Annotated in this window: 15 protein-coding genes and 1 pseudogene; 14 read left to right on the top strand and 2 right to left on the bottom strand. The window is 69.8% G+C overall.

Annotated features, from left to right (window positions below; all coding sequences use genetic code 11):
* The first annotated feature begins 22 nt into the window (after nt 1–22).
* The 14 genes and pseudogenes from purL (at nt 23) to ACT9F5_RS06775 (ending at nt 16,925) form a co-directional block, all read left to right on the top strand.
* Entirely contained in the window at nt 23–3,976 is a 3,954-nt protein-coding gene (purL, locus tag ACT9F5_RS06840) for a phosphoribosylformylglycinamidine synthase (protein ID WP_445119134.1), read from the top strand.
* Between the two features lie 396 nt (nt 3,977–4,372).
* Nucleotides 4,373–6,064 (top strand): type II secretion system ATPase GspE, encoded by a 1,692-nt coding sequence (gene gspE / locus ACT9F5_RS06835; RefSeq protein WP_445119510.1) that lies wholly within the window; start codon nt 4,373–4,375, stop codon nt 6,062–6,064.
* Between the two features lie 4 nt (nt 6,065–6,068).
* Entirely contained in the window at nt 6,069–7,286 is a 1,218-nt protein-coding gene (gene xpsF, locus ACT9F5_RS06830) for a type II secretion system protein XpsF (protein ID WP_445119133.1), read from the top strand.
* Nucleotides 7,287–7,325: 39 nt separating this feature from the next.
* Nucleotides 7,326–7,760, top strand: coding sequence for a type II secretion system major pseudopilin GspG (gene gspG / locus ACT9F5_RS06825; protein WP_445119132.1), 435 nt, complete (start codon nt 7,326–7,328; stop codon nt 7,758–7,760).
* A complete protein-coding gene (gene xpsH / locus ACT9F5_RS06820) occupies nt 7,738–8,226 on the top strand; it encodes a type II secretion system protein XpsH (protein WP_445119131.1) in 489 nt (162 codons plus the stop codon). Before gspG ends, xpsH begins: the two co-directional genes overlap by 23 nt.
* Complete coding sequence (gene xpsI / locus ACT9F5_RS06815; protein WP_445119130.1) at nt 8,223–8,663, top strand: type II secretion system protein XpsI; 441 nt, start codon at nt 8,223–8,225, stop codon at nt 8,661–8,663. The genes xpsH and xpsI overlap by 4 nt, the downstream gene beginning before the upstream one ends.
* Entirely contained in the window at nt 8,660–9,313 is a 654-nt protein-coding gene (locus ACT9F5_RS06810; RefSeq protein ID WP_445119129.1) for a prepilin-type N-terminal cleavage/methylation domain-containing protein, read from the top strand. The genes xpsI and ACT9F5_RS06810 overlap by 4 nt, the downstream gene beginning before the upstream one ends.
* Nucleotides 9,313–10,176, top strand: a complete 864-nt coding sequence (locus ACT9F5_RS06805) for a general secretion pathway protein GspK (protein WP_445119128.1) — start codon at nt 9,313–9,315, stop codon at nt 10,174–10,176. Before ACT9F5_RS06810 ends, ACT9F5_RS06805 begins: the two co-directional genes overlap by 1 nt.
* Entirely contained in the window at nt 10,173–11,354 is a 1,182-nt protein-coding gene (locus ACT9F5_RS06800) for a PilN domain-containing protein (protein WP_445119127.1), read from the top strand. The genes ACT9F5_RS06805 and ACT9F5_RS06800 overlap by 4 nt, the downstream gene beginning before the upstream one ends.
* Nucleotides 11,329–11,967 (top strand): type II secretion system protein GspM, encoded by a 639-nt coding sequence (gene gspM, locus ACT9F5_RS06795; protein WP_445119126.1) that lies wholly within the window; start codon nt 11,329–11,331, stop codon nt 11,965–11,967. The genes ACT9F5_RS06800 and gspM overlap by 26 nt, the downstream gene beginning before the upstream one ends.
* Nucleotides 11,957–12,691, top strand: coding sequence for a type II secretion system protein XpsN (locus ACT9F5_RS06790; protein WP_445119125.1), 735 nt, complete (start codon nt 11,957–11,959; stop codon nt 12,689–12,691). Before gspM ends, ACT9F5_RS06790 begins: the two co-directional genes overlap by 11 nt.
* A gap of 157 nt (nt 12,692–12,848) precedes the next feature.
* Nucleotides 12,849–14,999, top strand: coding sequence for a type II secretion system secretin GspD (gene gspD / locus ACT9F5_RS06785; protein ID WP_445119124.1), 2,151 nt, complete (start codon nt 12,849–12,851; stop codon nt 14,997–14,999).
* Between the two features lie 43 nt (nt 15,000–15,042).
* Nucleotides 15,043–15,876, top strand: a pseudogene (locus ACT9F5_RS06780) (glycosyltransferase); the annotation flags it as partial.
* A gap of 107 nt (nt 15,877–15,983) precedes the next feature.
* Nucleotides 15,984–16,925, top strand: coding sequence for a glycosyltransferase (locus ACT9F5_RS06775; RefSeq protein ID WP_445119123.1), 942 nt, complete (start codon nt 15,984–15,986; stop codon nt 16,923–16,925).
* A gap of 112 nt (nt 16,926–17,037) precedes the next feature.
* Here ACT9F5_RS06775 and pyrF read toward each other — a convergent pair whose 3' ends face one another.
* Nucleotides 17,038–17,865, bottom strand: a complete 828-nt coding sequence (pyrF, locus tag ACT9F5_RS06770; RefSeq protein ID WP_445119122.1) for an orotidine-5'-phosphate decarboxylase — start codon at nt 17,863–17,865, stop codon at nt 17,038–17,040.
* Nucleotides 17,866–18,080: 215 nt separating this feature from the next.
* The gene (gene ettA, locus ACT9F5_RS06765; RefSeq protein ID WP_445119121.1) at nt 18,081–19,745 is read right to left on the bottom strand and encodes an energy-dependent translational throttle protein EttA; all 1,665 of its coding nucleotides are present in this window, start codon (nt 19,743–19,745) and stop codon (nt 18,081–18,083) included.
* Nucleotides 19,746–20,123 lie beyond the last annotated feature (378 nt).

Genomic DNA, 20,123 nt, shown 5'->3' with positions numbered 1-20,123 from the left:
TCGACCTAACGGTTCCCCGGACATGATCGTCCTCGAGGGCGCTTCCGCCCTGTCCGCGTTCCGCCGCGAACGCCTGCAAGCCCGTCTCCAGGCCCTTCATCCGCAAATCCGCCTGCTCGACGCATGGCCGGTCTACTGGGTCGAGCCCGACGCCGGCGCCACCCCGGACGAGGCGGCACTGCGCAGGATCCTGCAGGCTGAACCGGCGGCCGCCGCGCGTGCCGACGGCGCGGTCTCGCGCTATGTCACTCCGCGGCTCGGCACGCTGTCGCCGTGGGCCAGCAAGGCCACCGAGCTGCTGCACGGCGCGACCCTGCCGGTGCAGCGGGTCGAACGCGGCACCCGCTACGACCTGGCCGGCTGGCCGGTCGATGCCGCCACCCAGGGCGAGCTGGCCAAGGTCCTGCATGATCCGATGACGCAGTCGCTGCTGGCCGCGCGCGAGGACGCGGCCGCGCTGTTCCAGGTGCCGGCGCGCGGCGAGCTGGAGCGCATTGCGCTGGACGAGTTGGAAACCGCCAACGGCCGCCTCGGCCTGGCCCTGGCCGATGACGAGATCGCCTACCTGCGTGAGCGCTACGCCGCGCTCGGTCGCGAGCCGTCCGACGTCGAACTGATGATGTTCGCGCAGGCCAATTCCGAGCATTGCCGGCACAAGATCTTCAACGCCAGCTGGACCATCGACGGGCGCGAGCAGACCACCTCGTTGTTCAAGATGATCAAGCACACCCACGCGCAGACGCCCGAGAACACCCTGTCGGCGTACAGCGACAACGCCGCGGTGGTGGCCGGTTACGAAAGCCGGCGCTTCCGGCCCGACCCCGCGACCGGCGGCTACCGCGCCGAAGCGCCGGTCGAGTCGGCGTTCTGCATCAAGGTCGAGACCCACAACCACCCCACCGCGATCTCGCCATTTGCCGGCGCGTCCACCGGCAACGGCGGCGAGATCCGCGATGAGGGTGCGACCGGTCGCGGCGGCAAGCCGAAGATGGGCCTGTGCGGCTTCAGTGTCTCGCACCTACGCATTCCGACCCTTGCACAGCCGTGGGAGGGCGAGCGCGCGCTGAACCCGCGGATGGCGCCGGCGCTGGAGATCATGCTCGACGGCCCGATCGGCGCGGCGGCGTTCAACAACGAATTCGGCCGGCCCAACCTGACGGGTTATTTCCGCACGTTCGAGCTTGACGAAGGCGGCCATGCGCGCGCCTACGACAAGCCGATCATGCTCGCCGGCGGGCTTGGCGCGATCGACCGCAGCCAGGTCGAGAAGCTCGGCCTCAAGCCCGGCTTTGCCGTCATCGTGCTCGGCGGACCATCGATGCTGATCGGCCTCGGCGGCGGCGCGGCCAGTTCGGTCGCGTCCGGCGACAGCCACGAGGCGCTCGACTTCGCCAGCGTGCAGCGCGACAACCCCGAAATGGAGCGCCGCTGCCAGGAAGTGATCGACCGCTGCGTCGCGCTCGGTGATGCCAACCCGATCGCCAGCGCCCACGACGTCGGCGCCGGCGGCCTGTCCAATGCGATCCCGGAGCTGCTGCACGACTCCGCCCTCGGTGGCGTCATCGACCTGGCCAAGGTGCCGGCCGACGACCCGTCGCTGTCTCCGATGCAGCTGTGGTGCAACGAGTCGCAGGAGCGCTACGTGCTCGGCATGCCGGTCGACCGGGTGGCCGAGTTCACCGCAATTTGCGAGCGCGAGCGCTGCCCGTTCGCGGTGGTCGGTCACGCGACCGCCGAAGAGCGGCTGGTGGTCGGCTACGGCGCGACCGTCGAATCGATCTACGGCGACGACGCCACGCCGCAGGACTGGCCGATCGACCTCCCGATGGACCTGCTGTTCGGCAAGGCGCCGAAGATGCAGCGCGACACCCGCCGTCCCGATGACGCGCCGTGGCCATCGCTGGACTGGAGCGGGCTCGACCTGCACGACGCCGCGCTGCGGGTGATGGCGCACCCGACCGTCGGGTCCAAACAATTCCTCATCACGATCGGCGACCGCAGCGTCGGCGGCCTGACCGCGCGCGACCAGATGATCGGGCCGTGGCAGGTGCCGGTGGCCGACTGCGCGATCACCTTTGCCGGTTTCGACGGTTTCACCGGCGAGGTGATGGCGATCGGCGAGCGCACCCCGCTGGCCCTGCTCGATGCCGCCGCCGCCGCGCGCATGGCGGTCGGCGAGGCGATCACCAACCTGTGCGCGGCGCCGGTGGCGTCGCTCGACCGGATCAAGCTGTCGGCCAACTGGATGGCCGCGGCCGGCCATGACGGCGAGGACGCATTGCTGTTCGACGCGGTCCGCGCGGTCGGCATCGAACTGTGCCCGCAGATCGACCTCAGCATCCCGGTCGGCAAGGACTCGCTGTCGATGCAGGCGCAGTGGCAGGTCGACGACGAGCAACGGAAGTCGGTGTCGCCGGTGTCGCTGATCGTCAGCGCGTTCGCGCCGGTGCTCGACGTGCGCCAGCAACTGACCCCGCTGTTGAACCGCGAAGAGGACTCCGAGTTGTGGCTGATCGGCCTGGGCGCCGGCAAGCAGCGCCTCGGTGGTTCGGTGCTGGCGCAGGTACATCCGGACGCGGTCGGTCGGAATGGCGGTCCGGAAACCTCGTTGCCTGCGTTTGCCGGACAGCCATCCGAAGACGGCCGCCGCAATGCCGGCGTGCCCGACCTCGACAACCCGCAGCGCCTGCGCGATTTCTTCGAGCTGATCCGCGAGGCGCGCGAAGCCAACCTGCTGCAGGCCTACCACGACCGTTCCGACGGCGGCGCGTTCGCGGCAATGTGCGAGATGGCGTTCTGCTCGCACCTCGGGCTGGAGATCAACCTCGACGGCTGGGGCGAGGACCCGTTCCGCACCTTGTTCAACGAGGAACTCGGCGCGATCGTGCAGGTCACCGCCGAGGATCGCGCCGACTTCGCCGACCTGGTCGCGCGGCACGGCCTGATCGACTGCGCCCAGCGCATCGCCAAGCCGACCACCGCCGCCACCGTGCGCATCCGCGAGGACGGCGACACCCTGGCCGAATGGCGCTGGGACGAGCTGTTCGATGCCTGGTGGTCGACCAGCCACGCGATGCAGAAGCTGCGCGACAACCCCGAATGCGCCGACGAGGAGCGCCTCGTTGCGCGCGACTTCAACGCGCCGGGACTGGTGCCGAAGCTGGCATTCGACCCGGCTGATGACATCGCCGCGCCGTTCATCGCCACCGGCGCACGGCCGAAGGTCGCGATCCTGCGCGAGCAGGGCGTCAACGGCCAGATCGAGATGGCGGCGGCGTTCGACCGCGCCGGCTTCGAAGCCTTCGACGTGCACATGAGCGACCTGATCGCCGGACGTGTCGAGTTGGCCGACTTCAAGGGCTTCGCCGCCTGCGGTGGTTTCAGCTACGGCGACGTGCTCGGCGCGGGCCGCGGCTGGGCGACCAGCATCCTCGAGCGCAGCGCGTTGCGCGAGCAGTTCGCGACCTTCTTCGCGCGCGATGACAGTTTCGCGCTCGGCGTCTGCAACGGCTGCCAGATGCTCAGCCAGCTCAAGCCGATCATTCCCGGCGCCGAGCATTGGCCGATGTTCCTGCGCAACCGCAGCGAGCAGTTCGAGGCGCGCCTGAGCCTGCTCGAAGTGGTCGAGTCGCCGTCGCTGTTCCTGCGCGGCATGGCCGGGTCGCGGATCCCGGTGGTGGTCTCGCACGGCGAAGGCCGGGCCAGTTTCGACAGCAACCTCGACCAGACCGCCGCACGCACCGCGTTGCGCTACATCGACGGTGACGGCACGCTCGCCAGCCAGTACCCCGGCAACCCGAACGGTTCCGCCGACGCCATCGCCGGCCTGACCAGCGCCGACGGCCGCGCGACCATCCTGATGCCGCACCCGGAACGCACCCTGCGCAGCGCCAACCTGAGCTGGGCGCCGCGCGAGTGGGGCGAGGATTCCCCGTGGCTGCGGATGTTCCGCAACGCGCGGGTGTTTGTTGGTTGACCGTCGAAACGGGTAGAGCGCCTTTACGCGAGTAACGCTTCGTGTAGTTGCGCAGCGCGGGAGGCGGCCTGTGGGGGTATTGCTGCAGCCCTTCGTCAGGGGATCCTGCCCTGAGGCGGGCCGCGGCCATCCATGGCCGCTTTTACGCAATACCCCCGCAGGCCACCTCCCGCCCGATTCACGTCGCTGCGTGATGCCTTTTGTAGGAGCGGCTTCAGCCGCGATCTGGAGTCGGGCCGGCGCACGATTTCCGATCGCGGCTGAAGCCGCTCCTACATGGCTGTGCTGTTCCGACGTCCAGCCTTTGCCGTCCTGCTAAAGTCGACCGCTGAAGGATGGGAGGCGATCGTGAACGCAACGGCAGACACCATCGCGGGCGGTACGGATGACCGCGGCATCGACAGCAATCCCGTCGAGGACCGGGTCGTCGACGCGCTGCTCGCGAAAGGCCGGCTGAAAGAAGCCGACCTCGGTCGCGCGCGTCGGCTGCAGGCCGAGACCGGTGGCAGCCTGCTGGCGTTGCTGACCCGTCTGGGGCTGGTGTCCGAGCGCGACCACGCCGAGACCGTCGCCGAGGTGCTCGACCTGCCGCTGGTCAGCGCCAAGAGCATGCCGGAACTGCCGCCCGAGGGCGTGGCGCTGACGGTCAAGTTCATGAAGCAGTTCGCGGTCTGCCCGGTCGCCGAGACCGACACCAGCGTCGCCATCCTCGCCGCCGATCCGCAGGACACCTACACGCTTGATGCGGTGCAACTGGCGACCGGTCGCGAGGTCCACGCCAGCGTCGCCCTGCGTTCCGAAATCGACGAGCTGATCGAGCGCTGGCACGGCCAAGGCCGCAGCGCGATGGGCGCGATCATCGAGACCGCCGAAGGCGAGGGCAGCGACCTCGACGACGTCGAGCACCTGCGCGATCTCGCGTCCGAAGCGCCGGTGATCCGGCTGGTCAACCTGGTGATCCAGCGCGCGGTCGAGTTGCGCGCGTCCGACATCCACATCGAGCCGTTCGAGAACCGGCTGAAGGTGCGTTACCGCGTCGACGGCGTGCTGATCGACGGCGAGAGCCCGCCGGTCAACCTGACCGCGGCGGTGATCAGCCGCATCAAGATCATGGCCAAGCTCAACATCGCCGAGCGCAGGTTGCCGCAGGACGGGCGGATCATGCTGCGGGTGCAGGGCCGGGAGCTGGATCTGCGCGTCAGCACGGTGCCCACCGCGCATGGCGAGAGCGTGGTGATGCGCCTGCTCGACCGCGAATCGGTGGTGCTGGATTTCGAGAGGCTGGGCTTCACCGACGAGTTCCTGCCGCAGTTCCAGCACGTGCTGCAGCAGCCGCACGGCATCCTGCTGGTGACCGGCCCGACCGGCTCGGGCAAGACCACCACGCTGTACACCGCGTTGAGCAAGCTCAACACGCCGGACGTCAAGATCATCACGGTCGAGGACCCGGTCGAATACCAGATCGAGGGCATCAACCAGATCCAGGCCAAGCCGCAGATCGGCCTCGACTTCTCGCACGCGCTGCGCTCGATCGTGCGGCAGGATCCCGACATCATCATGATCGGCGAGATGCGCGACCTCGAGACCGCGCGCATCGCGATCCAGTCGGCGCTGACCGGCCACCTGGTGCTGTCGACCCTGCACACCAACAATGCCGCGGGCGGCATCACCCGGCTGCTCGACATGGGGGTCGAGGACTATTTGTTGACCTCGACGGTCAACGGCATCCTCGCCCAGCGGCTGGTGCGCAAGCTGGAGCCGACGCACGCCGAGCGCTACCCCGCCTCGCCGGAAGAGATCGAGAAGTTCGGCCTGCGCCGGTACCAACCCGAAGGCGACATCCACCTGTATCGCCCGCGCGCTTCGGCGCTGGCGCCGACCGGCTACAAGGGCCGTTCGACGATCATGGAGTTCATGGTCATGAACGACGAACTGCGGCGCGCGGTGATGCGCCACGCCGGCATGGGCGAGATCGAGCGGATCGCCCGCGACGCCGGCATGCGCACGATGTACGAGGACGGCATCGTCAAGGCCTTGGCTGGCCTGACCACGATCGAGGAAGTGTTGCGCGTGACCGAGGACGCCTGATCGCATGGCGCTCTACAACTACAAGGCGCTCAACGCGCGCGGCGAGATGCTCGACGGCCAGATGGAGGCCGCCAGCAACGCCGAGGTCGCGGCAAAACTGCAGGAGCAGGGCCACCTGCCGGTCGAGGCGCGACTGGCCAGCGAGGGCGGCGGCGCGTCGGTGTGGAGGGACCTGTTCAAGCCCAAACCGTTCGCGGGCGAGCGGCTGGTGCAGTTCACCCAGCAGCTGGCGACGCTGCTCGGCGCCGGGCAACCGCTCGACCGCGCGCTGACCATCCTGCTGGAACTGCCCGAGGACGAAACCGCCCGGCGCGTGGTCAGCGACGTGCGCGACGCGGTGCGTGGAGGCACGTCGTTGTCGACCGCGCTGGAGCGGCAGCACGGCACGTTCTCGCGGCTGTACGTCAACATGGTCCGCGCCGGCGAAGCCGGCGGCAGCCTGCACGAGACGCTCGCGCGGCTGGCCGATTACCTGGAGCGTTCGCGCGCGATGCAGGGGCGCGTGATCAACGCGCTGATCTACCCGGCGATCCTGCTGGTGATGGTCGGGCTGAGCCTGCTGTTCCTGCTCGGTTACGTGGTGCCGCAGTTCGCGCAGATGTACGAAAGCCTGGATGCCGAGCTGCCGATGTTCACCCGCATCGTGCTCGGCGTCGGCCTGTTCGTGCGCGACTGGTGGATCGTGCTGGTGGTGGTGCCGGCGCTGGCGCTGCTGTGGATCGACCGCAAGCGCCGCGATCCGGTGTTCCGCGAGGCGCTGGACGGCTGGCTGCTGCGGCGCCGCTTCTTCGGCGGGCTGTTCGCCAAGGTCGAGACCGCGCGGCTGGCGCGCACCCTCGGCACGCTGGTGCGCAACGGCGTACCGTTGATGTCCGCGCTCGGCATCGCGCAGAAGGTGATGGACAACCGCGTGCTCGCCGCCGATGTCACCACCGCGGCCGACGAGGTCAAGAACGGCGTCGCGCTGTCGACCGCCCTTGGGCGCGGCAAACGCTTCCCGCGGCTGGCGCTGCAGATGATCCAGGTCGGCGAGGAGTCCGGCGAGCTCGATGCGATGCTGGTCAAGACCGCCGAGACCTTCGAGCACCAGACCTCGCTCGCGCTGGACCGGATGCTCGCGGCGCTGGTCCCGGTCGTCACCGTGGTGCTGGCCGGCGTGGTCGGCGTGGTGGTGATGGCCGTGCTGACGCCGCTGTACGACCTGACCAACCAGATCGGCTGAGCCCGGTATTCCCCCGACTTCCAACTACGGACGACTGCGATGCGAAACAAGCGTTCCCTGACCCGTTCCCCCACCGCCGCGAAACAGGCCGGCATGAGCCTGATCGAGATCATCATCGTGATCGTGTTGATCGGCGCGGTGCTGACCTTCGTCGGCTCGCGCGTGCTCGGCGGCGCCGACCGCGCCAAGGCCAACCTGGCCAAGTCGCAGGTGACCACGATGGCGCAGAAGGTGGAGGCGTTCCAGATGGACACCGGCCGCCTGCCGACCGCGCTCGACGAGCTGGTGACCGAGCCGTCCAACGCGCCCGGCTGGCTCGGGCCGTATGCGAAGGCGGCCGAACTCAACGACCCGTGGGGCCATCCGATCGAATACCGCACGCCGGGCGAGGCCGGTGCGTTCGACCTGGTGATCCTCGGCAAGGATGGCAAGGTCGGCGGCAGCAGCGTCGATGGCGACATCCGCTACGAGTAGCCGCGCCGTGCGCAGGCGCGGGCAGGGCGGCGTCTCGCTGCTGGAAATGCTGCTGGTGGTCGGCCTGATCGCGATCGCCAGCCTGCTTGCCGCGGCCGCGTTCAGTGGCGGGATCAAGGGCATGGAGTTGCGCTCGGTCGCCAAGGAGATCGCCGCGGAACTGCGCTTCACCCGCACGCGGGCGATCGCGACCGGGCAGCCGCAACGCTTCGTGATCGACCCGGCCGCGCGCACGTGGCAGGCGCCCGATGGCCATGACGGCGAAATTCCCGGCGCGCTGCAGGTGCGCTTCACCGGCGCACGCGAGGTCCAGCCGGGCGAGGGCGAAGGCGCGGTGATGTTCTTCAACGACGGCGCCGCGACCGGTGGACGGATCCAGCTCGCCCGCGAAGGCGCGGCCTGGAACATCGACGTGGCCTGGCTGACCGGCGAAGTGACGCTGGCGCGCGCGGAAGCGGCGCCGTGAGGATCGGTTCGCCCCGGTCGCGACGTGGACAGGCGGGTTACTCGCTGATCGAGGTGATCGTCGCCTTCGCGTTGCTCGCGCTGGCCCTGAGCCTGCTGCTCGGCACGCTGTCGGGCGCAACCCGGCAGGTGCGCTGGTCGGGCGATGCCGGGCGCGCTGCACTACACGCGCAGTCGCTGCTGGACACCGTCGGCGTCGGCGAGCCGCTGCGGCCGGGACAACGCACCGGCGAGTTCGACGATGGCCGTTACCGCTGGTCGTTGCAGGTCGATCCATGGTCCGACGGGCTGCCGGTCACTGGCCCGGTCGCTCCCGCTGACAACCGGCTCTACGAGGTGGTGCTGACCGTGCAATGGGGCGACGCCGGCCCGCGCGAGCGCCTGCAACTGCGCAGCTTGCGGCTGGCACCGCCGGACCTGCAGGTGGCGTTGCGATGACGCGCCCCGTCGCCAGGGCTGCCGGCTTCACCCTGATCGAGGTGCTGCTGGCGACGGTGCTGCTGGCCGCCGGGTTGGCGGTCGCGTTCTCGACGTTGACCGCGGCCACCCGCACCGCCAGTGCCGGCGAGGCGCTGGCCGCGCGGGGCGAGCGCATGCGCGCGGTCGAAGGGTTCCTGCGCAAGCGCCTGGTCGCGGCGCGGCCGATCGCGTTCGGCACCGACGAGGCCAGCCTGATGCCGCAACGCTTCATCGGCGAATCCGGGCGGATGCGCTTCGTCGCCGACCTGCCGGATTACCTCGGCCGCGGCGGGCCGTACCTGCACGACTTCCGCATCGAGGACGACGGCGACGGCGTTCGCATCGACCTGGTGCTTGAACTGGTGCTCGCCGGCGAGACCTTCGAGGACCCCGACCCGCGGCCGCCGGAACCGCTGGTCGATGGGTTGGAGTCGGCCCGCTTCCGTTATCGCGGCCCCGATCCGGACGGTGGCATGGCCGACTGGCAGGACGACTGGACCACCCCCGAACAACTGCCGTGGATGGTCGAAGTCACCCTGGCCGACGCCGACGGTCGTGAATGGCCGCCACTGGTGGTCGCGCTGCCGCTCGCACGCGGTGCCGCCGGCAATGCCATGGGAGGGTTCTGATGCGCATCGCGTCCCGCCCGCGGGTCGACGGCGCCGCGCTGTTGCTGGTGCTGTGGCTAATCGTGCTGCTGACCGCGCTGGTCGGCGGGTTCGCGATGGTGGCCCGGGTCGAGCGGCTGCAGGGCCAGGTGCTGGTGCGCGGGCTGGCCGCCCAGGGCGCCGCCCGTGCCGGAGTCGAATACGCGCTGTCGCGGGTGGAACTGGTCGATCCGCGCCTGCAATGGCAACCCAATGGCCAGCCGTACCAGTGGAGCTATGCCGGCGCCGAGGTCGAGGTCCGGATCGTCGACGAGAACGGCAAGATCGACCTCAACCAGACCGACTTCACCGTCCTGGCCAACCTGCTGCTCGCGCTTGGGGTCGACCAGGTGGAAGCGGCGCGGCTGGCGGCGGCGGTCGTCGACTGGCGCGACCCGGACCAGCTGACCCAGGCCGAGGGGGGCGCCGAGGACCGCGATTACGCATCGGCCGGCCGTGCCTACGGGGCCAAGGACGCCGCGTTCGAAAGCATCGCCGAATTGCAGCAGGTGCTCGGCTTCAGCCCCGGGGTCTATGCACGGGTCGAGCCCAACGTCACCGTCTACAGCGGCCTGCCGCGGCCGGACCCGACATTCGCGCCGGCGCCGGTGCTCACCGCGATCGGGCTGGATGGCGATGCGCTGGTCGCCGCGCGCGCGCAGTTCGACCCCGCCGGTGGCCTGCCCGGCGCAGGCGGCAGCGGTACGTATAGTATCGACAGCCTTGCGCGGCTCGCCGACGGGCGCCAGTCGCTGCTCAGGGTCGTGGTGCGCGCGGGGGGCAGTGGCGTTCCCGGGATGGCGTATACCGCGTTGCGTTGGGAGGAGGGAGCTTCACCACGATGAGCCTGTTCGAAAGCAGCCTGGGCGGTCGCCTCGGCCACATCGGTGCACGACTCGGACCCGGCGCGGGTGGCTTCCTGCGCTGGTGGAGCGGCGCGCTGGCTTCGTGGCTGCCGGTGCGCTGGCGGCGCGTGCTCGGTTTCGACCGCGGCCGCCTGCTGCTGCTGCGCGATGGCGATGAGCTGCAGTTGCGCCTGAACAGTGCGGGCGAGTTGCGTGACATCGGGCGCCTGCCGCTGTTGCCGCCGCTGTCCGAGGGCGGGCCGGCGACGGACGATCCGCTGGCGCGCCTGCTCGACGCGCGGATCGCCGACCTGCCGCGCTGGCTGCTGCTCGCGCCTGCACAGGGGCTGCGTCGCCGGATCAGCCTGCCCGCCGCCGCGGCCGAGCGCCTGCGCGACGTGGTCGGGTTCGAGATCGACCGGCAAACCCCGTTCACTGCCGACGCGGTGGCCTACGACGCCCGCGTGCTCGGCCGCCGCGATGGCGACGGCCAGATCGACGCCGAACTGGTCGCGGTGCCGCGCGCCGTACTCGACCCGCAACTGGTGGCGTTGGGTCCGCTGGCGCCGACCCTCGCCGGGGTCGACCTGGCCGCCGCCGACGGCCTGCCGCTCGGGGTGAACCTGTTGCCGCCGTCGCAGCGCCGCCGCCACCGTGACCCGTGGGCCGGCTGGAACCTGGCGTTGACGGCGGTTGCCGTGCTCGCGATCGCCGCGCTGCTGTGGCAGTTGCTGGACAACCGGCGCGACGCCGCCGATGCGTTCGAACAGGCGATCGCGCGCAAGGCCGATGCCGGCCGCCAGGCCGCGGCGCAGCGGCACGAACTGATGGAACTCATCGAAGGCCAGGCCTTCCTCGATCGCGCCCGTGCGCAGCGTCCGACCAGCATCGAGGTGATCGACGAACTGACCCGGCGCCTGCCCGACGGCACCTATCTGGAAAAACTCTCGATCGACGACCAGCAATTGATGCTGATCGGCCTCAGCCGCGAGGCCGCCGCGTTGATCGGTCAGTTGCAGGGCACCGACCTGTGGCGCTCGCCCGCCCTGGCAGGCGCGTTGCAGCGGGACCCCGGCAGCGGGCGCGACCGCTTCACCCTGGTCGCCAAACTGGCCTTGCCGACACCCGAGTCCACCCCCGAGGAGGCCGGCAATGACGCCCCCGACCCGGCCCCTTGAAACCTTCACCCCGCGCGACCGCTGGCTCGCCCTCGGCCTGCTGCTGGCGCTGCTGGCACTGGCCTATGCGCTGCTGGTGCACCCGTGGTGGACCGTGCCGATGCGGGAAGCCGATGCCCGGATCGACACCCTGCAACAACGCGAGTTGCGGCTGCGCGCGCAACTGCAACAGGCGCCGCAGGTCGAGCAACGCTTGCAGCAGGTACGCGCGCAGCAGGGCGACCGCCCCGGATTCCTGCCCGAGTCCAACCCCGAGCTGGCGACCGCGAGCCTGATCCAGCGGCTGGAAACCGTCGTCCAGCAGGCCAGCCCGGGTAATCGCAGTTGTGCGATCACCAATCGCTCGCCGCTCGACGCCAACACCCGCGAGCGCTACGCCCGGGTGGTGGTGCAGGTGCGCCTGCGCTGCGGTACCCCGGAGCTGGCAAGCGTGCTGCATTCACTCGAAAGCGGCGACCCCCGGCTGTTCATCGGCAACCTCAACATCCTCGCCCAGCGCATGTACTTCAGCCCCGGCCGCGGCGCGTCGGACGGCGGCAACGGCGGGCTCGACGCCTCCTTCGACCTGTACGGTTACCTTGCACCACCGCTGGAGGCGCCCGATGCGCCTTGATGACGCCGGTCCGCGCAGCTGGCTGCTGGCCGGCATTGCCGGCTGGGCGCTGGCGGCCTGGTTGCTCGCGCTTGCCGGCATGGGCGGACGGGTGGAGCCGCTGGCCGACGATCCCGCGCTGCTGAAACCGCTGCCGCCGGCACGGCCCGCGCCGGCGTTGCGACTGGGACCGCCCGGCCAGTACGAGGCCATCGCCACGCGCCCGCTGTTCTCCGCCGATCGCAAGCCACAACCGTTCTTCCTGCAAGGGGAAGGCGAAGCCGTCGAGCAGGAGGCATTCGACTACGTGCTGACCAGCGTGCTGATCACGCCACGGCTGAAGCTGGCGATCATCCAGCCGGCCGACGGCGGCATGCCGGCGCGGGTCAGGCTGGACCAGGCGCCGGAATCGCACCCGGCCTGGCGGCTGGTCGGACTGGGCGCACGCAGCGCGGTGTTCGAGGGCCCTGAGGGCCAGCGCACGCTGGAGTTGCGGGTCTATGACGGCGTCGGCGGCGAGCGCCCGACCCAGCTCGATCCCGCGGCCACCGACGACCGCGTCCCGGTTGCGCCCCCGCCGGCCGCACCCGCGCCGGCACCGGCCAAGGTCGACGATGCCGCGGCCGCGCCGCCCGCGCAGGCCACCGACCAGGCCCAGATGGAGGCCATCCGCAACCGAATCGAGCAACGTCGCGCGCGGCTGCGCGGCGAGTCGCAATCGCAACCGCCGGCCAACAGACCTTAGAGTGCATGGAATGAAGCCATCCCCCGTCCGCTCCCTGTCGTCCCCGCAGCGTGCCGCCCCCGCGGCATCGTGGCGGCGGCCGCTCCTGCGCCAGCTCGTGCCTGGTTTCGTCCTTGTCACGCTGCTGGCCGCCTGTACGAGTAGTCCGGTGGCCAGCATGCGTCGCGACGGACCCGATGATCGCGGCGCCGGCGCGGTACAGATACGCACCGCCGGCACCGACGCGAGGGCCGATGCCGTGGTGGTCGGCGACGGCGTGCAGGCGCAGCCGCTCGCCGGCGACGACGTCGGCCCGCAACCACAGATCCGTCGTGGCACCGGCCAGGTCATCAACCGCGCCGCTGCCGCCGCGCCGCTGCCCAACCTCGGCGGTACCAGCGGCGCGGCGACGTTCAACTTCGAGGGCGAATCCCTGCACGCGGTGGTCAAGGCGATCCTCGGTGACATGCTCGGCCAGAACTACGTGATCGCGCCGGGCGTGCAGGGCACGGTGACCCTGGCGACGCCCAAGCCGGTCAGCCCGGCCGAGGCGATCAGCCTGCTCGACCAGGTGCTGGGCTGGAACAACGCGCGCATGGTCTACAGCGGCGGCCGCTACAACATCGTCGCCGCCGACCAGGCGCTGGCCGGCAACGTCGCTCCACGCACCGGCAGTGCCGCCAACGCGCGCGGCTTCGAGGTACGCACGGTGCCGTTGCGCTACGTCTCGGCGACCGAGATGGAGAAGATCCTCGAGCCGTACGCGCGACCCAACGCGATCGTCGGGGTCGACCCGGCGCGCAACGTGATCAGCGTCGGCGGCACCCGCGCCGAGCTGCAGAACTACCTGCGCACGATCGAGGTATTCGACGTCGACTGGCTGTCGGGAATGTCGGTCGGGGTGTTCCCGCTGCACGCCGGCAAGGCGAGCCGGGTGGTCGCCGACCTGGAGAAGGTATTCGGCGAGGCCAGCAACTCGCCGGTAGCCGGGATGTTCCGCTTCATGCCGCTGGATGGCGCCAACGCGGTGATGGTGATCACCTCGCAATCGGACTACCTGGATGACATCCAGCAGTGGCTCGACCGGATCGACAGCGCCGGCGACGGCGTGCGGCTCTACACGTACCAGCTGAAGTACATCAAGGCACGCGACCTTGCCGACCGGCTGGCGGAGGTGTTTGGCGGTTCGTCGAGCAGTGACGGTGGCGACGCCGCCGCGCCGACGCTGATGCCGGGGTTGGAATCGGTCGATATCGAATCCGACCGTGACGGCAACAGCTCGGTCAGCATCGGTGGCAAGGGAGGTTACGACGGCGGAAATTCTTCCTCTTCAGGCGGTTCCGGCAGCGACTCGATGTCGCTCGGCGCGGCCCAGGACGGCAACGCCAACGTGAGCCTCGAAGTCGACGGCGACGAGGTCGGCGTGTCGGCAGTGGAGGAGACCAACGCCTTGCTGGTGCGCTCCAGCGCGCGCGCCTGGCAGTCGATCACCGACGTGATCGAGCAGCTCGACGTGATGCCGATGCAGGTGCATATCGAGGCCCAGGTGGTCGAGGTACAGCTGAGCGGCGACCTCGAGTACGGCGTCAACTGGTTCTTCGAGCGCGCGGTGACCGACAACGGCCTGCCCAACGCGGTCAATCGCGACACCTGGAGCACGCTTGCCGGGAGTGTCGGCGAGGCGATCGGCAACCCCGGCGGCGTGGCCTGGACCTTCCTCGGCCGCAACGCGGCGGCGGTGATCAAAGCGCTCGACTCGGTTACCGACGTCAACATGCTGCAGACGCCGTCGGTGGTGGTGCGCAACAACGCCGAGGCGACCTTCAACGTCGGCAGCCGGATCCCGGTGTCGTCGGTGACGGTCAACCCCGGCATCGGCAACGACACCAGTTACAGCCAGGTGCAGTACCTCGACACCGGCGTGATCCTCAAGGTGCGCCCGCGGGTCACCCAGGACGGCATGGTGTTCCTCGACATCGTGCAGGAGGTGAGCGCGCCCGGCGGCGAGCCCGACCGCTTCGGCAACGTCCGCATCGACACCCGCAAGCTCAAGACCGAGGCGGCGATCCAGAGTGGCGACACGGTGATGCTGGCCGGCCTGATCCGCGACGCGGTGACCCGCGGCTCGTCGGGCTTCCCGGGGCTGAGCCGGATCCCGGTGATCGGCGGCCTGTTCGGCACCCAGTCGTCCGCGACCAGTCGCGAGGAGACCATCGTGCTGCTGACCCCGACCATCATCCGCAACCCGCAGGAAGCACGTGACCTGACCGACGAGTACGGCCGCCGCTTCCGCGCGCTGGAGCCGCTGCATCGCCAGCCGGAGCAGTAACCCGGCATGGTCGCGAGCGTGATCCGCGTGGTGGAGCCCGCGCATGGCTGAACTGCCCATCGTCGTCGTGCCCGTGGGCAGCGACGACGACGCACTCGATGCCTGCCTGGCCGCGCTGGAAACCGGTACACCGGCCGGCACCCGGATCTGGCTGGCCGACGACGCCCAGGCCGGCCCACGCGGCTACGCGATCATCGAACGCTGGCTCGCGCGCACTGCGCTGAAGGCCGACTACACCCGGCGCCAGCGCGCGATCGGCGAGGTCGCCCATCTCGACGAAATCCTCGCCGCGTGCGGCAGCGCCGACGTCGCCGTGCTGGCCGCCGATGCGGTGCCGCTGCCGGGCTGGCTGGAACAGTTGGCCGGTTGCCTGGCCAGCGACGGCGCCATCGCCACCGCGACCCCGTGGTGCAACGCAGGCGAAGCCGCGGCGTGGCCGCGCATCGGCGAGATCGCCCCGATGCCCGGAGAACCCGCGCGTCTCGCCCGCGCGCTTGCACGCATGCCCCGCATCCATCCCGAACTGCCGGCCGCCGTCAGCCATGTGGTGCTGTTGCGCGGCAGCGCGCGCGCGAAGGCACGTGGGCTCGACACCGCCAGTTACGGGTCCTGGTATGCCGGCCTGATCGACCTGTCGCTGCGGCTGTCCGGCCTCGGCTGGCGCAACGTGTTGTGCGAATCGGCGTTCGTCGCCCGCACGGCCGAGGGCACGGCGATCGAGGGCGACATGGACCGCATCGCCGTGCGCTGGCCGGACTGGCATGCGCGCATCGCCGGCTTCCTGATGCGCGACCCGTTGCGTGGTCCGCGGGAACGACTAGCGGATCTGCTTGAGGGCATCGGCCCGCCGGAGCCGCAGCCAGACCTGTTCGACGCGGCGATGCCTGACGCCCCGGGCGATGAACCTGCAACGTCCCAGGCCCCGACCATCGAGACCGCCGACGCCGGAGTCACCGGTATCCGCTCCCCCGACGCCCCCGAGTCATGACCGAACCCACAACCCCACCCTCTTCCCCGGCTGACGACATCGCCGTCGTCGTGGTCACCCACCAGAGCGCGTCGACGATCGATGACTGCCTCGCGCGCCTGCGCGCGGCGGACGGCGTCGGCGTGGTCCGGATGGTCGACAACCAGTCCGACGACGGCACGCTGGAGATCGCGCAACGCCACGCCACCGCCGATCCGCGCGTGCGCTTCATCGCCAACCCGGACAACCCCGGCTTCGCGGTCGCATGCAACCAGGGCGCCGCCGACGCGTTGGCGGCAATGCCGGCCGCGCGCTGGGTGGCGCTGGTCAATCCCGACGCGATGGTCGAGGCCGGTTCCCTGGCCGCGCTGCGCGCGCTGGCCCTGCCGCGTGGCGAGGTCCTGCTGGGCGCGGACCTGGTCGACGAGGACGGCGTGCGCGATCCCGCCGCGCGCCGCCGCGATCCGGACTTCGGGGCGATGCTGGGTGCATTGCTGCCCGGTCGGGTGGTTTCCGGGCGGGCAGGCGCTGGAAAGTCCCGCGCCGCGACCGCGGGTGGCACGACGATGGCGGTCGCGCCCGACGACAGCCAGGAACTGCAGCAGGTCGCGGCGATCTCCGGCGCGCTGATGTTCATCTCGCGCAGCCTGTTCGAACGGCTGGGTGGATTCGACCCGGCCTACCGGCTGCACGCCGAGGACCTCGATCTGTGCCGTCGCGCGTTCGATGCCGGCGCGTTCATCGCCGTCGCCAACCAGGTACGCGTCATGCACGTGCGCGGCGTGTCGAGCCGCTCGCGGCCGCTGTTCGTCGAATGGCACAAACACCGCGGGCTGTGGCGTTACTTCGGGAAGTTCGAGGCCGACCAGCGCGGCCCGCTGCTGCGCGCCGGCGTGTTCACCGCGATCTGGCTGCGCTTCCCGCTGGCCGCGGCGCGGGCGTGGCTGCGGAGTCGTTGAGACGGAGAGGGCATCGCCACTACTGTGTAGGAGCGGCTTCAGCCGCGATCTGGAGTCGGCATAGGCGACCGATTTTCCGATCGCGGCTGAAGCCGCTTCTACAAAGCGCGCGTTATCGGTAGCGGTTGATCTGGTCGCGTAGCGCCATCGTCGCATCGGCCGCCGCTTCGGCAAAATCCTCGCCACCCGACGCATACAGCACCGCGCGCGACGAGCTCACCACCAGCCCGGTGCCGTCGGCGGTCTTCGCGTTCGTCACCACCGCCTCGACGTCGCCGCCCTGGGCGCCGACGCCGGGCACCAGGAACGGCACCTCGCCGACGATTTCGCGCACCTCGCGCAATTGCTCCGGCCAGGTCGCGCCGACCACCAGCATGCAGTTGCCGTGGGTGTTCCACTCGTTCGCGACCTTTGCCGCGACGTGCTGGTACAGCGGCCGGACCACGCCGTCGCCGGCCTGCGCCTCCAGATCCTGCAGGTCGCCGGCACCGGGATTGGAGGTCCGGCACAGGATCACCACGCCCCTGTCGGCGCGGTCGAGGAACGGCTGCACCGAGTCGCGCCCGAGGTAGGGATTGGCGGTGACCGCGTCGGCGCCATGGCGGTCGAACGCTTCGCTCGCGTAATGCGCCGCGGTGCTGCCGATGTCGCCGCGCTTGGAGTCGAGGATCACCGGGATGCCCGGGTGCGCGGTGTGGATGTGCGCGATCAACCGCGCCAGCGTGTCCTCGGCGCCGAGCTTGGCGAAGTGGGCGATCTGCGGCTTGAAGCTGCACACGTAGGGCGCGGTCGCGTCGACGATCGTGCGGCAGAAGTTGAACACCGCGTCGGGGTCGTCGCGGAAGGCCGTCGGGAACTTCGCCGGCTCCGGGTCGAGGCCGACGCAGACCAGTGAGTCCGCGTCCTTCCAGCGCTGCCGCAATGCCTGCATGAAATCCATGGTCGTCCTCGGTGTTGTATTTGCCGATGCGGCGCGCGATCGGTCTGGATGTTGCGCAACTCCGGGCTCTTGTAGGAGCGGCTTCAGCCGCGATCTGGAATTGGCGCGAGCGAACGATTTCCGATCGCGGCTGAAGCCGCTCCTACAAATGCACCGTCACTCGAGCCGGCAGCGGGCATCGAAAAGACGCCCGCCACGCCGCAGGCGCCGCTCCATCACTTCAGCGCCTTGAACCGCAGGCGGTGCGGCCGTGCACCTTCCTCACCGAGGCGGCGTTTCTTGTCGTCCTCGTACTCACGGTAGTTGCCCTGGAAGAACTCCACGTGGCTGTCGCCCTCAAACGCGAGAATGTGGGTCGCGATGCGATCCAGGAACCAGCGGTCATGGCTGATCACCACCGCGCAGCCGGGGAACTCCAGCAGCGCGTCTTCGAGCGCGCGCAGGGTCTCGACGTCGAGGTCGTTGGACGGTTCGTCGAGCAGCAGCACGTTGCCGCCCTGCAGCAGGGTCTTGGCCAGGTGCAGGCGGCCGCGTTCACCGCCCGACAGCGTGCCGACCAGTTTCTGCTGGTCCTGCCCCTTGAAGTTGAAGCGGCCGATGTAGGCGCGCGACTGGATCTCGATGCCGTTGATGTTGAGGATGTCGGCGCCGCCGGAGACTTCCTGGAAGACGTTGTGGTTGCCCTCCAGCTTGTCGCGGCTCTGGTCGACGTAGGCGACCTTGGTCGACGGGCCGGTGACGATCTCGCCCTTGTCCGGGGTTTCCTGGCCGGTGATCATCTTGAACAGGGTCGACTTGCCGGCGCCATTGGGGCCGATGATGCCGACGATCGCGCCCGGCGGGATGATGAAGCTCAGGTCGTCGATCAGCAGGCGGTCGCCGAACGACTTGGACACGTTCTTGAATTCGATCACCGAGTTGCCCAGGCGTTCGCCCGGCGGGATGAAGATCTCGTTGGTCTCGTTGCGCTTCTGGTACTCGACCGAGTTGAGCTCCTCGAACCGCGCCAGTCGCGCCTTGCCCTTGCTGCGGCCGCCCTTGGCGTTGCTGCGGACCCACTCCAGCTCCTTCGCCAGCGCCTTCTGCCGCGCCTTCTCGCCGGCCTCTTCCTGCTTCAGGCGCTCGGACTTCTGCTCCAGCCACTGGGTGTAGTTGCCCTTCCACGGGATGCCGCGGCCACGGTCGAGTTCGAGGATCCACTCGGCCGCGTTCTCGAGGAAGTAGCGGTCATGGGTCACGGCGACCACGGTGCCGGTGTAGCGCGACAGGAACTGCTCCAGCCACTCGACCGACTCGGCGTCGAGGTGGTTGGTCGGCTCGTCGAGCAGCAGCATGTCGGGCTTCTGCAGCAGCAGCTGGCACAGCGCGACGCGGCGCTTCTCGCCACCCGACAGCTTGCCGATCACGGCGTCCCACGGCGGCAGGCGCAGCGCGTCGGCGGCGATTTCCAGCTGGGTCTCCAGCGTATGGGCGTCGCCGCTGGCGAGGATCGCTTCCAGCCGCTGCTGTTCGGCCGCGAGTTTGTCGAAGTCGGCTCCTTCCTCGGCGTAGGCCTCGTAGACCCGGTCGAGCGCGGCCTGCGCGCTGAGCACGTCGCCGACACCGACCTCGACCGCCTCGCGCACGGTGTGCTCGGGATTGAGCTGCGGCTCCTGGGCGAGGTAACCGACCTTGATGTCCTTGGCCGGGCGCGCCTCGCCGGTGAAGTCCTGGTCGACGCCGGCCATGATCTTCAGCACGGTCGACTTGCCGGCGCCATTGAGGCCGAGCAGGCCGATCTTGGCGCCGGGGAAGAACGACAGCGAGATGTCCTTGATGATCTGGCGCTTTGGCGGCACCGTCTTGGACACGCCGTTCATGGTGTAGATGTATTGCGACATGGGGACTCCGTGGAGCGGCGCCCGGGGGCGGCGCAAGGGCGTACGGCGGCGGCCTGCAGGTCGGGGCAGGGGCCGGAGGTGTTCGGGAATTGGCCATTATCGCGGATGCGCGGGCCGGGTGCCATGCGGGGATTGATGGCGGTTAAAGGCGGGCGGATAAAAAGCGGGGAGGGACGCGGGCTTCGGACAGGGCGACGGGGTAGCCGGGGGATGTTCCTCCCCTCGGTCAGGGCTTCCTGCCCTGACTCGGGGCCGCAGGCCATCCATGGCCTGCTTTCCACATCCCCCGGCCACCCCGCCGCTTCGGCGTTTGGAGTGCGTGGCTTCGTTGTCCCCCCTCCGATCACACGGCCCTTTGTAGGAGCGGCTTTAGCCGCG

Source organism: Lysobacter sp. F6437, from assembly GCF_052547215.1.
The sequence above is the reverse complement of the archived record's forward strand: the minus strand, read 5'-3'. Positions and strand labels throughout refer to the sequence as shown.

What these genes read in the sequence shown, in the direction of transcription:
- purL (WP_445119134.1), top strand. Translation starts at nt 23, where the DNA reads ATGATCGTCCTCGAGGGCGCTTCCGCCCTGTCCGCGTTCCGCCGCGAA.
- xpsF (WP_445119133.1), top strand. Translation starts at nt 6,069, where the DNA reads ATGGCGCTCTACAACTACAAGGCGCTCAACGCGCGCGGCGAGATGCTC.
- gspG (WP_445119132.1), top strand. Translation starts at nt 7,326, where the DNA reads ATGCGAAACAAGCGTTCCCTGACCCGTTCCCCCACCGCCGCGAAACAG.
- xpsH (WP_445119131.1), top strand. Translation starts at nt 7,738, where the DNA reads ATGGCGACATCCGCTACGAGTAGCCGCGCCGTGCGCAGGCGCGGGCAG.
- ACT9F5_RS06810 (WP_445119129.1), top strand. Translation starts at nt 8,660, where the DNA reads ATGACGCGCCCCGTCGCCAGGGCTGCCGGCTTCACCCTGATCGAGGTG.
- ACT9F5_RS06805 (WP_445119128.1), top strand. Translation starts at nt 9,313, where the DNA reads ATGCGCATCGCGTCCCGCCCGCGGGTCGACGGCGCCGCGCTGTTGCTG.
- ACT9F5_RS06800 (WP_445119127.1), top strand. Translation starts at nt 10,173, where the DNA reads ATGAGCCTGTTCGAAAGCAGCCTGGGCGGTCGCCTCGGCCACATCGGT.
- gspM (WP_445119126.1), top strand. Translation starts at nt 11,329, where the DNA reads ATGACGCCCCCGACCCGGCCCCTTGAAACCTTCACCCCGCGCGACCGC.
- ACT9F5_RS06790 (WP_445119125.1), top strand. Translation starts at nt 11,957, where the DNA reads ATGCGCCTTGATGACGCCGGTCCGCGCAGCTGGCTGCTGGCCGGCATT.
- gspD (WP_445119124.1), top strand. Translation starts at nt 12,849, where the DNA reads ATGCGTCGCGACGGACCCGATGATCGCGGCGCCGGCGCGGTACAGATA.
- ACT9F5_RS06775 (WP_445119123.1), top strand. Translation starts at nt 15,984, where the DNA reads ATGACCGAACCCACAACCCCACCCTCTTCCCCGGCTGACGACATCGCC.
- pyrF (WP_445119122.1), bottom strand. Translation starts at nt 17,865, where the DNA reads ATGGATTTCATGCAGGCATTGCGGCAGCGCTGGAAGGACGCGGACTCA.
- ettA (WP_445119121.1), bottom strand. Translation starts at nt 19,745, where the DNA reads ATGTCGCAATACATCTACACCATGAACGGCGTGTCCAAGACGGTGCCG.